Origin of the sequence: Streptomyces sp. NPDC029041, from assembly GCF_040637515.1 — a bacterium.
Classification (GTDB): domain Bacteria; phylum Actinomycetota; class Actinomycetes; order Streptomycetales; family Streptomycetaceae; genus Streptomyces.
The window spans coordinates 87,048-98,940 of sequence record NZ_JBEZWO010000001.1; the positions used below are offsets into that span (position 1 = coordinate 87,048).

Here is an 11,893-nt window from a genome sequence, read left to right on the forward strand (position 1 = left end):
GGCGCGAGGGCGCCTCGGGGGCGGCGGGCGGACAACGGCGAGCGAACAGTAGCCATGTACATAGTAGCTATGTACAGTATCGCCATGAGTGACGGATACGAGGGCGCGACGCCCGGGTTCCTGGTGTGGCGGCTGTCGATGAAGTGGCGGGTCGCGGTCGACCGTGCGGTGGCCCCTCTCGGGCTCACGCACGCGCAGTACTCGCTGGTCGCCTCGCTGCACGGCATGCAGCGTTCCGGCGAGCGGCCCAGCCAGCGCCGCCTCGCCGACCACACCGGGCTCGAACCGCTCTACGTGTCGAAGCTCGCCCGCGCCCTGGAGGCGGCCGGCCTCCTGGAGCGCAGCCGGGATCCACGGGACCCGCGCGCCGTGCAGCTGGCCCTCACCGAGCGGGGCCTCGACGTCACCCGGCGGGCGATCGAAGTCGTCCACGGACTCCTCGGGCAGCTCCTCGACCCGCTCGGCGGCCTCGGCAGCGAGCGCACCCGCGCGTTCACCCGGGAGTTGACGGCCCTGCTCGACGCACCCCTTGATCCCTTCAACGAGACCGAGACGGAGCAGCCATGACCACCACCCTCGTCGACCCCCGCGTCATCGCCCTGGCCCACTACGCCGGCCGGGCCCTCCTGGAGAACGTGCTCGCCCGGCACGGCATCACCTTCCAGCAGTCCGTCACCCTCCGGCTCGCCGCACTCGCCGACGGCCCGGTCGCGCGCGAGCAGCTCGTCGACGGTGTCACCGGCGCGCTGAAGATCGACGCCTCGGAGGTGCACGGCGTGCTCGACCAGCTGATCGCCGCACAGTGGCTGGCCCCGGACGGGGCGGCGGAGGTGCGGATCACGGACGCCGGGCGGGAGCTGTACGCCACGACCTCCGGCGAGACGGCTCCCGTCACGGCCCGGATCTACGACGGCATCCCGGCGGAAGACCTGGCCGTCACGGGCCGGGTGCTGAGCCTGATCACCGAGCGGGCCGGTGCCGAGCCGGCCGCCCTGACCCGATAGTCGCGCCCCCGTCCGACCAGCGGAATATCCGGCCGACGGGCCTGGTTGTCGGCCTCGAAGGAGGCACCGAGTGAACACGACCCAGGACACCACGTACTACGCCCATGGAACCCCGGCCGAGCGCTGGGAGCGCGCGCAGCTGTTCTTCGACGCCAAGGACTACGCCGCCGCCGCGCGCGTCCTGGTCGGGCTGGTCGAGGAGGTGCCCGAGCAGACCGGGCCCCGGCTGCTCCTGGCTCGTTCCTACTACCACTCGGCTCAACTGCAGCGCGCCGAGGGCGAGTTGCGGACGATCGTCGAGCGCGACCCCGTGGAGCACTACGCCCGGCTGATGCTCGGCCGCACGCTCCAGCGGCAGAACCGGCACGAGGAGGCGGAGTCGCACCTGCGGATCGCCTCGGCACTCGCGGGTGACTTCGACCAGCGCTGACCCGCGCCGCACCCGAGGATGCCCGGCTCCGTGCGGAGCCGGGCATCGCCGTCGTCTGCCGTCCCGCTACGCGACCGGCGTCCCGTACGACCGCCGCCCCCGCCGGTGGGCGATCTCCCCCAGCAGGATGTCGACGGCGAGGAAGGCCGCCAGCGGAATGCCGAACAAGGGCAGGAAGTAGCCGAGTACGGCGATGCCCGCCAGCAGTGGCACGAGGATCTGGGGCGGGACCTGCTGCCAGGCACCGCGCGGGATCGGACGGCCGAAGGAGGTGCCCCGGCCGCGCTGCCACCACATGCGGTAGCCCCAGACGATCAGCAGGATCAGGGAGGCCGCGAGCAGTATCAGGGCGATCTGGTTGGCCAGGCCGAACAGGACGCCGGTGTGCAGGTCGATGCCCCACCGGGTGAGCTTCGCGAGCACCGGGTGGTCCGCGAAGCGCACCACGTCGATGACCCGGCCGTCGGCCGGGTCGATCGCGACGGTGTCCTGTCGGGTGGGCCAGCTGCGCTGCACCTGCTTGACCACGTACGCCGAGCTCGCGTCAGCGGGCGGCACGATCTCCACCGGGTCGCCCAGCCCCTCGGCCCGCGCCGCCGAGAGGACCTTGTCCAGGCCGACGCCGTGCGCGGCGTCGCCCGCCTGCCCGGCGGCGGAGCCGTGGCCGGCGTGTTCACCGCCGGCCGCCGCCGACACCGACGGGGTGGCCTGGCCGAGCGAGGTCCGCAGCTCGTCGATGGTGGCCCCCGCGTAGGCGGACCAGGTCAGGCCGGTAGCCGAGAGGAAGAAGAACCCGATCGCCGCCCAGACGCCGACGGTGCCGTGCAGTCCGAGGGTGCGGCGCCGGCCCTTCGTCCCTCGCACCTTGCGCAGGGCGCGGCGCCGGGAGAACCACAGCGCCAGCCCGCCCGCCGAGATCACCCACAGCCAGCTGGCCGCCAGTTCGCTGTACAGCCGCCCCGGCTCCCCCAGGTGCAGGTCCCGGTGGAACTCGTCGATCCACGTGCGCAGCGGCAGCGCGCCGGTCGAGCCGTACTGCTCGAGGGAGCCGCGCACCTGTGCGGTGTACGGGTCGACGAACACGGCGAGCGCGTGGCCCTCGCCGACGCCCGGGACGCCGGACAGCATCACCCGGCTCGTGGCGTCGGCCTCGGGTGAGGGGCGTACGGCCGAGACGGTGCCCTCGGGGTGGGCCTTGCGGGCGGCGGCCACCTGCTCGCTGATCGGCAGCTTCTTCTCGCCCACGGGGACGGTCAGTTCGTGGTCGTACACGAGCTTCTCGGCCTGGAAGGAGCCCGCGTACAGCAGACCGGTGACGGCGGCGACGAGAAGGAACGGCGCCACCAGCACACCGGCGTAGAAGTGCAGACGGAGGATCAGCGGGCGCAGGGAGGCCCAGCCGTTCTTCGGCGGTGCCGGGGCGGCTGGTTGCGGGGCCTCGTCCGTGGTGGTCGAGGGAGCGGTGGTCATCGGCGGGCTTCTCCGGGGAGGTCTTCTGGGCCGTTGCGGTGTGAGCGGTGGCCGTTGCGGTGCAGTAGTCGGGACGGCGGCGCGTTCAGTTCCCGGAGCGCAGGTGTGATGTGCGCCACGTGAGGGTGGGGGGTGGCGTGTCATCCTGACGCGATGGGAACAACGGGCGATCGCGCACCCCTGGCCGAGCGGGTCGGGCAACTCCTCGACGGGGGAGTCCCGTTGGCCATCGTCGCGGCCGGTGACCCGGTGCTGCGCCAGGGCACGGTGCCGTACGACGGTCAGCTGGAGCCCGCCCTGCTGGCCCGGTTCATCGAGGCCCTGCGGGTCACCATGCGCGCGGCGCCCGGGGTCGGCCTGGCGGCGCCGCAGGTCGGTGTGCCGCTCAGGATCGCGGTGATCGAGGATCCGGCGCCGGTGCCGGAGGAGGTGCGGCTCATCCGTGGGCGGGTGCCGCAGCCGTTCCGCGTGCTGGTCAACCCCTCCTACGAGCCGGTCGGGGACGCGCGGGCCGCGTTCTTCGAGGGCTGCCTGAGCGTTCCGGGCTGGCAGGCGGTGGTGGCGCGGCCCGCCGAGGTGCGGCTGAGCGGGCAGGACGAGCACGGACGGGCGCTGGACGAGGTGTTCACGGGCTGGCCGGCGCGGATCGTGCAGCACGAGACGGACCACCTGGACGGCGTCCTCTACCTGGATCGTGCCGAGCCACGGTCGCTGGCCTCCAGCCAGGCGATGGCGGAACGCTGGGGCCAGCCGACACCACAGGAGGCGGCGCGGGCACTGGGCTTCCCGCTGCCGTAGCCAGGAAGGCCCGCGGGCCTTCCGACCTGGTGGCCCAGAAATTCGGAGGCGCCCGGCGCGGTGCCTCCGTTACCGTGGCCGCATGTCTACGCCCCGAATTTCCTAGCCGAGGACCCGCTTCCACGCCACCCGTGTGTCCTCTTGCTTGTTCGGAGCGTTTTCTCATGATCACCGTTCGTGACGTCGACGTGCGCGTGGGCGCGCGTCTGCTGCTGTCCGGCGTCTCCTTCCACGTCTCCCCCGGCGACCGCATCGGCCTGGTCGGCCTCCCCCAAGCTCTCGGCTTCGCTCGAGCAGGGAGGTACCCCCATCGGCGCCGGGAAAACGACCCTGTTGCACACCCTGGCGGGCGAACTGCGGCCCGCCGCCGGCTCGGTTCTTCGCGCGGCCGGTGTCGGGCATCTTCCGCAGGATTCCCGCGCCGCCGACCAGTCGGTCACCGTCGCCGACCGGATCCTGTCCGCGCGCGGCCTGGACCTGGCCGTGCGGGCGCTGCGCGGCGCCGAGGCCGCGATGGCCGACGGGACGGAGCGGTCGATGAACGCCTATGTGCGGGCCGAGGCCGAGTTCCAGGCGCGCGGCGGTTACGCGGCCGAGGCGGAGGCCGCCCGGGTCGCCGCCGGGCTCGGCCTGCCCACGGACGTGATGGACCGGCCGCTCAGCGCGCTGTCGGGCGGTCAGCGCCGTCGCGTGGAGCTGGCCCGTATCCTGTTCGCCGGGCACGGCACCCTGCTGCTGGACGAGCCGACGAACCATCTCGACGCTGCCTCGATCGCCTGGCTGCGCGCCTTCCTGACGAGTCATCAGGGCGGCTTGGTGATGATCAGCCATGACACGTCGCTGCTGGCCGGCACCGTGAACCGGGTCTTCCACCTGGACCCGGGGCGGGCCGCGCTCGACGTCCACAACACCGGCTGGGACGCCTACCTGGCGCAGCGAGAGGCCGACGAGCGGCGGCGGGCGCGCGAACGGGCGAACGCCGAGCGCAAGGCGGCGGCGCTGCACGCCCAGGCCGGCAAGATGCGGGCCCGGGTGTCGACCGCGGTGGCCGCGCGGAACATGGCGCGCCGTGCGGACCGGCTGCTCGCCGACCTCGAACCGGCGCGGCGCACCGAGAGGACGGCCAGGATCCGGCTCCCCGAGCCGGCGCCCTGCGGCCGCATCCCGCTCGGCGCGGTGAGCCTGAGCAGGTCGTACGGCGGTCAGCAGGTGCTGCGGGGTGTCGACCTGGCCGTCGACCGGGGCAGCCGGCTGGTGGTACTCGGTCCCAACGGCGCCGGGAAGACCACCCTGTTGCGCATCCTGGCCGGGCAGGACCGGCCCGACGGCGGCCGGGTGGTCCACGGACACGGTCTGCGCCTGGGCTACTTCGCACAGGAACACGACACCCTGGAGCCGGAGTCGACGGTCCGCGAGCACTTGGCCGGCGCCGCGCCGCACCTGTCCGACGGTGAAGTCCGCCAGGTCCTGGGCGCGTTCCTGTTCACCGGCGACGACGTCGGCAAGCCGGTCGGCGTCCTGTCCGGCGGCGAGAAGACGCGGCTCGCCCTGGCGGGTCTGGTGCACTCGGGCGCGAACGTCCTGCTCCTCGACGAACCCACCAACAACCTGGACCCGGCGTCCCGCGCCGAGGTCCTGGCCGCGGTGGGCACCTATCCGGGCGCGATCGTCATGGTCACGCACGACGAGGGCGCCGTGGACGCGCTGCGGCCGGACCGGGTGCTGCTGCTTCCGGAGGCCGAGGAGGATTTGTGGGACGACGACTACCGGGAGCTGGTGGTGCCCGCGCACGCATGAGGCCGGCCGGCGCCGTCGGGCGCCGGCCCGCGCGGTCAGGCGTCCCGGTACGCCTCCAGCAGCCGCAGCCACACCTCGCTGATCGTCGGGTAGGACGGGACGGCGTGCCACAGGCGGCCGACCGGGACCTGGCCGGCGACCGCGATGGTCGCGGAGTGGATGAGTTCGCCGACGCCGGGCCCGACGAGGGTCACGCCGCGCAGGATCTCTTCCTCGAGGTCGACGACCATGCGGGCGCGGCCCTGGTAGCCGTCGGCGTACAGGCCGGCCCCGGCGACGGTGGACAGGTCCACGTCGACGGCCTTCACCCGGTGCCCCGCCTGTTCCGCCTCGGCCAGGGACAGGCCCACGGCCGCCGCCTCCGGGTCGGTGAAGACGACCTGGGGGACGGCGGCGTGGTCGGCGGTCGCGGCGTGGGCGCCCCAGGGCTCGGCGGCGAGGTTCTCCCCCGTGGCCCGGGCGGCGATGGCCGCGCCCGCGATGCGGGCCTGGTACTTGCCCTGGTGGGTGAGGAGGGCACGGTGGTTGACGTCGCCGACCGCGTACAGCCAGTCGTGGCCGGACACGCGGAGACTGTCGTCGACCGGGAGCCAGGAGCCGGGGTCGAGGCCGATCGACTCCAGCCCGATGTCGTCGGTGCGGGGGGCGCGGCCGGTGGCGAAGAGGATCTCGTCGGCCTCGATGCGTTCCCCCGTGCCGGTGACGGCCACGACCGTCCCGTTCTCCCGGGTCACCGACTCCACCGAGGTGCCCGTACGGACGTCCGCGCCGGCCTCCGTGAGCGCCTCGGCGATCAGTTCCCCTGCGAAGGGCTCCATCCGGGGCAGCAGGCCCTTGCCGCGGACCAGCAGGGTGACCTGCGAGCCGAGGGCCTGCCACACCGTGGCCATCTCGGCGGCGACCACGCCGCCGCCGATCACGATCAGCCGGCCGGGCACCGTCTTGGAGCTGGTGGCCTCCCGGCTGGTCCATGGCTTGACGGCGTCGAGACCGGGCAGGCGGGGCAGGGCGGCCCGGCTGCCGGTGCAGACGGCGACGGCGTGCCGGGCGGTCAGGACGCGCTCGCCGCCGTCGGGGCCGGTGACCGTCACCGTGCGGGGGCCGGTGAGTCGCCCGTGGCCGCGGAACAGGTCGGCGCCGATGGAGTCGAGCCACCCGACCTGACCGTCGTCCTTCCAGTTCGAGGTGTAGTAGTCCCGGTGGGCGAGGACCGCGGCCGCGTCGAGGGGGCCCTGGACCGCCTGGCGCAGACCCGGCACGCGGCGGGCGTCGGCGCGGGCGATGACCGGCCGGAGCAGGGCCTTGCTGGGCATGCACGCCCAGTAGGAGCACTCGCCGCCGACGAGCTCGCTCTCCACGACCGCGGTGGTCAGTCCGGCGGCCCGGGTGCGGTCGGCGACGTTCTCCCCCACGGGCCCGGCCCCGAGCACCACGACGTCGTACGCGTTGGTTTCCGTTTCCGTCATGGGGTCAGTCTGGTGGGTGGTGTGCGCCCTGGCCACATGGGTAGGGGCGCGGAATACGTGTCCGGTCGGCCGTGTTGTGCCGACGGCTTGACCCCACACCAGGAAGTAGGGATGTACGCCATGAGCAGCACCGTGGAGCTCACCAAGGAGAACTTCGACCAGACGGTCACGGACAACGAGTTCGTCCTGATCGACTTCTGGGCCGACTGGTGCGGGCCGTGCAAGCAGTTCGCCCCGGTGTACGAGAAGGCGGCCGGGGAGAACCCGGACCTGGTGTTCGGCAAGGTGGACACCGAGGCGCAGCCCGAGCTGGCCGCGGCCTTCGGTATCCAGTCCATCCCGACCCTGATGATCGTCCGTGACCAGGTCGCCGTGTTCGCGCAGCCGGGCGCCCTGCCCGAGGCCGCCCTGACGGACGTCATCGGGCAGGCCCGCAACCTCGACATGGACGAGGTCCGCAAGGCGGTCGCCGAGCAGCAGGCCCAGCAGTCGGCCGAGTGACCCGGCAGCCTGGGCCGAGTGACCCGAGCCGGGGGCCCGGACGACCGGGCCTCCCGGACCCGCCCCCGCGCACGTGGAGCCCTAGAAGGGGTACGGGGCGACGTCTCCGCGTACCGTCGTCCAGCGCAGTTCGGTGAACGCCTCCAGGTTGGCCTCGCCGCCGAACCGGGCGCCGGTGCCGGAGGCGGCGACGCCGCCGAAGGGCGCCACGGCCTCGTCGTTCACGGTCTGGTCGTTGATGTGGACGATGCCGGTCGGGATGCGCTCGGCCAGGTCCAGGCCGCGGGCCGGGTCCCTGGTGACGATGCCCAGGGAGAGGCCGTAGGCGCTCTGCGCGGCCAGGGCCGCCGCCTCGTCGGCGGTGCGGAAGGAGCGGACGGGCGCCACCGGGCCGAAGACCTCCTCCGCGTAGGCGGGGGTGCGGTCGTCGACGTGGGCGAGGACTGTCGGCCGGTAGAAGAGCCGGTCGTGGGTGCCGCCGGCGGCGAGCTTGGCGCCCGCGGCCGTGCTGGCCTCGACCAGGCCGCTGATCTTGGCGAGCTGGCCGGAGTCGATGATGGGACCGAGGTGGACCTGCTCCCGGTGCGGGTCGCCCACGGCGAGCGAGTCCGCCTTGGCGGCCAGCCGCTCGACGTACTCGTCGTAGAGGGACGCGTGCACCAGATGACGTCCGGTGGTCATGCAGATCTGTCCCTGGTGGAAGAACGAGCCCCAGGCGGCCGTGGATATCACCGCGTCGAGATCGGCGTCCTCCAGGACGATCATGGCCGAGTTGCCGCCCAGTTCGAGGTGGGCACGCTTGAGGTGACGGCCGGCGGCCTCGCCCACGGCCCGTCCGGCGGCGGTGGATCCGGTGAAGGAGAGGATCGGCACGCGCGGGTCGGCGACCAGGGCCTGTCCGGCGTCCGGGCCGCCGGGCAGGACGTGCAGCAGGTCCTCCGGCAGGCCCGCGGCGGCGAAGACCGCGGCGAGGGACAGCCCTCCGCAGACGGCCGTGCGCGGGTCCGGCTTGAGCAGGACCGCGTTGCCCAGCGCCAGGGCCGGTGCGACGGAGCGGATGGACAGGATCAGGGGTGCGTTGAACGGCGAGATCACGCCGACGACGCCGGCCGGGACGCGCCGCGTGTAGGACAGGCGCGGCGCCTCGCTGGGCAGCACCTGGCCGGCCGGGCGGGAGGCGAGCGCGGCGGCCTCGTAGCACTCCTGGGCTGCGACGTGCAGCTCGAAGTCGGCCTTGCCGGGGACGGAACCCGATTCGCGGACGAGCCATGCGCGCAGTTCGGCGGCGTGCTCGGTGAACAGGTCGCCGGCCTTGCGGAGCACGGCGGCCCGGGCGAAGTGCGGGGCGCGTGCCCACGCGGGCTGGGCGGTGGCGACCCGCCCGGCAGCGGCTTCCACGTCCTCGGGGCCGGCGAGGGCGAGCGTGCCGAGGGCTTGGCCGGTGGCGGGCTCGGTGACGGTGTACCCGGGCCCCGCGAGGCTGCGGGGCTGCCAGGTCTTCGTGTCGAGCAACGGCATGGCGGCTCTCCGATCGATCGGTCACCGGCTGACGGGCGAGCGGAACTCCCGTGCGTGCGCGGCCGGTTCGGCGGTCACATGGCGGAACGCACCGAGCGGGCACGGCGGTGTGCGCCGCGGCCCGCGCAGGAACGCGTCCCCGTTTTGTTGAGCATGCAACATCCTAGCCATGCCGCGCACGCCGACCGGACCGCCTGCCGATTGCCGTTCCGCGAATCGCCTTTCGCCCAGGGCCTTTTGCCGATCGGCGACGACGTCCCGCACCCGGCGCCCGACGCTCGCCCTCAGCCGGTGTCGGTGCCGTCCGGCCTACGGCACCCGACACCTGACGGAGCGTCACACCCACCGGGTCAGCTCGATTCCCGGTGCAGCACCGTCGCCCCCAGCACCTTGTGCGCCTCGGGCTCGGTGGCGGGATTGCGCACCGTCCGGTCCACCAGTTCGGCGAGTTCGCGCCCGGACGGCAGGTGCAGGCGGACCGTGCTGAGCCGGGGCCTCAGCAAGCGCCCGAGCATCAGGTCGTCGGCCCCGATCACGGCCGTCTCCTCGGGGATGCGGATGCCCTCGTCCAGCAGGGCCCGCATCAGCAGCATCGCGTACTCGTCGTTGTAGGTGAACACCGCGTCCAGGCCCAGCCGGCGCCAGCGGCCGGCGAGACGCGCCGCGGCCTCCTCGTCGTAGGCGAGGGGCAGTTCGGTCACCGTGGCGTCCGTGCCGCGCACCGACTGGCGCACGCCGTCGAGACGGGGTGCGGAGAACGCCTCGAGGCCGGGGTCCTGAGGGACGACCACGCCGATCCGGCGCCTGCCGCGGTCGTACAGGTGGGCGCCCGCGCTGTGGCCGACGACGTCGTGGTCCATGAGCAGCGCGTGCGCGCCCTCGATGGTCTCGGGGCCGAGCGTGACCACGGCCCGCGCTCCGGAGCGCTTGAGCACCGCCACCCCGCGCGGGCCGAGGCCGGAGCCGGGCACGAGCACGGCCACGGGCCGCAACTCGGCCCAGGACCGGGCGGCTTCGTCGCCGTGCGGGCTGCCGGTTCCGTGCTGCACGACCGTGTAGTCCAGGGCGGCGAGCGATCCCTGGAGGTCGGTGAGGAACCGGCTGTAGAGCGGGCCGACGGGGAAGGTCGGCGCGGGGATCAGGACCATGCGGCTGTGCCCGGCGCGCAGACTGCGGGCCGCGGCGTGGGGCACGTACCCGAGTTCCCTCGCGGCCTCGTGCACGCGGCGGCGGGTGGGTTCGCTGATCCGTACGGCGCTGGTGTTGTTGAGGACGTAGGAGACGGTCGCGCGCGAGACGCCGGCCAGGCGGGCCACATCGGCGCTCGTGGGCACGGAGCGCGACGGTGCGGGGGACGGGGGCGCGGGCGTTTTCGGTATCTGCACCATGACGTACGGCATCTTGGCAGAAGCCCCAATGCGCCCGTCCGGCGGGGGAGTTGTGAGAAACTCGTGAGCGCTCACGGGGTGCAGCGGGCGGGTTACCGGCAGGCGGTTCCCGCGCCGGTCACCCGGTCGACCAGGTCGACCCACGCGGCCTCCAGCCGGGCCAGGGGGGTCCCGCACTGCCTGGTCAGGTGGTGGACGAGCGCCGGGTCCAGCTGACCCATCAGCGCGTGGGAGAGGAGATCGCAGTCGGCGTCGGGGACGACCTGGCGCAGCAGCATCTCGATGTGGTGCCGCAGCACACGGCGGGCGGGGGCGACGAAGCGGCGGTCCGCGCCGGGCTCGGCCGCCAGCTGCAGCTCCAGGTCGTCGGCGGAGCGGCGCAGCATGGCGCAGCCGAACGCGCGCAACCGCTCCACGGGCGGCGCTCCGGGTCCGAGCGGCGGCGGTCCGCCGAGGAAAGCGGCCTGGAACTTCTTCTCCGAGTGATCGAGCAGCGCCGTCAGCAGGCCGGTACGGTCGCCGAACCTGCGGAAGACCGTGCCCTTGCCGACACAGGCCTCGGCGGCCACGGCCTCCATGGTGACGGCCTGCGCGCCACGCTCCGCCACCAGCCGCCCGGCGGCCTCCAGCAGCCGGGCACGGTTGCGCGCGGCGTCGGCCCGCAGGCACGGCTCGTCGCCCTCCAGGGCGGTGCCGAGCTGAAGCAGCTCGGGATGACCGACGGGCTCCTGGGGCGTCGGGAAGGGGGGCGGGGCGGTGGACATGAAGCCAGCGTAAAGCATCGGGAAGAAAACTGGACCGCGGTCCGGTTAAGGTGCTAGAAAGTTAAACGGACCCCGGTCCGGATCCTCAGCAGTCTGTCAGAGCAGTGCCTCAGATGTGGGAGTCAGCATGTCCGTTCGTATCCTCGCCCTCGTCGGCAGCCTCCGCGCCGGTTCGCACAACCGTCAGCTCGCCGAGGCGGCCGTGAAGCTCGCCCCCGAAGGGGCCGAGGTGGACCTGTTCGAGGGTCTGGCCGAGATTCCCTTCTACAACGAGGACATCGACGTGGAGGGTAGCGTCCCGGCCGCCGCCGCGCGGCTGCGCGAGGCCGCGAACGCCGCCGATGGCCTGATCCTTTTCACTCCCGAGTACAACGGCACCATTCCGGCCGTGCTGAAGAACGCCATCGACTGGCTGTCCCGCCCGTACGGTGCCGGTGCCCTCAACGGAAAGCCGGTCGCCGTGGTGGGCACCGCGTTCGGTCAGTACGGCGGTGTCTGGGCGCACGACGAGACCCGCAAGTCCGTGGGCGTGGCCGGTGGCAAGGTCCTGGAGGACGTCAAGCTGTCCATCCCCGGCTCGATGACCCGCTTCGCCGAGACGCACCCGGCCGACGACGCCGAGGTCGCCGAGCAGCTGACCGAGGTCATCGCCCGTCTGCACGGTCACGCCTCGGAGCCCGCGGCGGCCTGACGCCTCGGCCTGCACCCACGGAGGGCCGGAGCCGGAAACGGCTCCGGCCCTCCAACACATCCACAT

The 11,893-nt window shown here is 73.3% G+C and carries 11 protein-coding genes and 1 pseudogene; 7 read left to right on the forward strand and 5 right to left on the reverse strand.

Going from position 1 to position 11,893, the window contains the following annotated elements:
• Positions 1 to 84 precede the first annotated feature (84 nt).
• The 3 genes from AB0F04_RS00410 to AB0F04_RS00420 all read left to right on the forward strand — a co-directional run bounded on the left by AB0F04_RS00410 (position 85) and on the right by AB0F04_RS00420 (position 1,434).
• A complete protein-coding gene (locus tag AB0F04_RS00410) occupies positions 85 to 567 on the forward strand; it encodes a MarR family transcriptional regulator (protein WP_362036127.1) in 483 nt (160 codons plus the stop codon).
• Positions 564 to 1,004, forward strand: coding sequence for a MarR family winged helix-turn-helix transcriptional regulator (locus AB0F04_RS00415; RefSeq protein ID WP_362036129.1), 441 nt, complete (start codon positions 564 to 566; stop codon positions 1,002 to 1,004). Before AB0F04_RS00410 ends, AB0F04_RS00415 begins: the two co-directional genes overlap by 4 nt.
• 70 nt (positions 1,005 to 1,074) lie before the next feature.
• Positions 1,075 to 1,434: a tetratricopeptide repeat protein gene (locus AB0F04_RS00420; protein WP_362036131.1), complete on the forward strand. Its 360-nt coding sequence runs from the start codon at positions 1,075 to 1,077 to the stop codon at positions 1,432 to 1,434.
• A 66-nt stretch (positions 1,435 to 1,500) separates the two neighbouring features.
• Here AB0F04_RS00420 and AB0F04_RS00425 read toward each other — a convergent pair whose 3' ends face one another.
• The gene (locus AB0F04_RS00425; protein ID WP_362036133.1) at positions 1,501 to 2,904 is read right to left on the reverse strand and encodes a PepSY-associated TM helix domain-containing protein; all 1,404 of its coding nucleotides are present in this window, start codon (positions 2,902 to 2,904) and stop codon (positions 1,501 to 1,503) included.
• A 153-nt stretch (positions 2,905 to 3,057) separates the two neighbouring features.
• On the opposite strand from AB0F04_RS00425, the gene AB0F04_RS00430 reads away from it, so the two are divergent.
• Positions 3,058 to 3,702 (forward strand): peptide deformylase, encoded by a 645-nt coding sequence (locus tag AB0F04_RS00430; protein ID WP_362036135.1) that lies wholly within the window; start codon positions 3,058 to 3,060, stop codon positions 3,700 to 3,702.
• Positions 3,703 to 3,866: 164 nt separating this feature from the next.
• Positions 3,867 to 5,499, forward strand: a pseudogene (locus AB0F04_RS00435) (ABC-F family ATP-binding cassette domain-containing protein).
• A 35-nt stretch (positions 5,500 to 5,534) separates the two neighbouring features.
• Here the strand turns inward: AB0F04_RS00435 and AB0F04_RS00440 are convergent.
• Positions 5,535 to 6,965 carry an NAD(P)/FAD-dependent oxidoreductase gene (locus AB0F04_RS00440; protein ID WP_362036137.1) on the reverse strand — a complete coding sequence of 477 codons (1,431 nt, stop codon included), beginning with the start codon at positions 6,963 to 6,965 and terminating at the stop codon, positions 5,535 to 5,537.
• Between the two features lie 120 nt (positions 6,966 to 7,085).
• Between AB0F04_RS00440 and trxA the strand changes: the two genes are divergently transcribed.
• Positions 7,086 to 7,466, forward strand: a complete 381-nt coding sequence (gene trxA / locus AB0F04_RS00445; RefSeq protein WP_362036139.1) for a thioredoxin — start codon at positions 7,086 to 7,088, stop codon at positions 7,464 to 7,466.
• A gap of 81 nt (positions 7,467 to 7,547) precedes the next feature.
• Here trxA and AB0F04_RS00450 read toward each other — a convergent pair whose 3' ends face one another.
• From AB0F04_RS00450 to AB0F04_RS00460, 3 genes are all read right to left on the reverse strand, one after another.
• Complete coding sequence (locus AB0F04_RS00450; protein ID WP_362036141.1) at positions 7,548 to 8,984, reverse strand: benzaldehyde dehydrogenase; 1,437 nt, start codon at positions 8,982 to 8,984, stop codon at positions 7,548 to 7,550.
• Between the two features lie 350 nt (positions 8,985 to 9,334).
• Positions 9,335 to 10,372: a LacI family DNA-binding transcriptional regulator gene (locus AB0F04_RS00455; protein ID WP_362036143.1), complete on the reverse strand. Its 1,038-nt coding sequence runs from the start codon at positions 10,370 to 10,372 to the stop codon at positions 9,335 to 9,337.
• A 92-nt stretch (positions 10,373 to 10,464) separates the two neighbouring features.
• Entirely contained in the window at positions 10,465 to 11,136 is a 672-nt protein-coding gene (locus AB0F04_RS00460; RefSeq protein WP_362036145.1) for a helix-turn-helix domain-containing protein, read from the reverse strand.
• A gap of 127 nt (positions 11,137 to 11,263) precedes the next feature.
• On the opposite strand from AB0F04_RS00460, the gene AB0F04_RS00465 reads away from it, so the two are divergent.
• Entirely contained in the window at positions 11,264 to 11,827 is a 564-nt protein-coding gene (locus tag AB0F04_RS00465) for an NAD(P)H-dependent oxidoreductase (RefSeq protein ID WP_362036147.1), read from the forward strand.
• Positions 11,828 to 11,893: the final 66 nt, after the last annotated feature.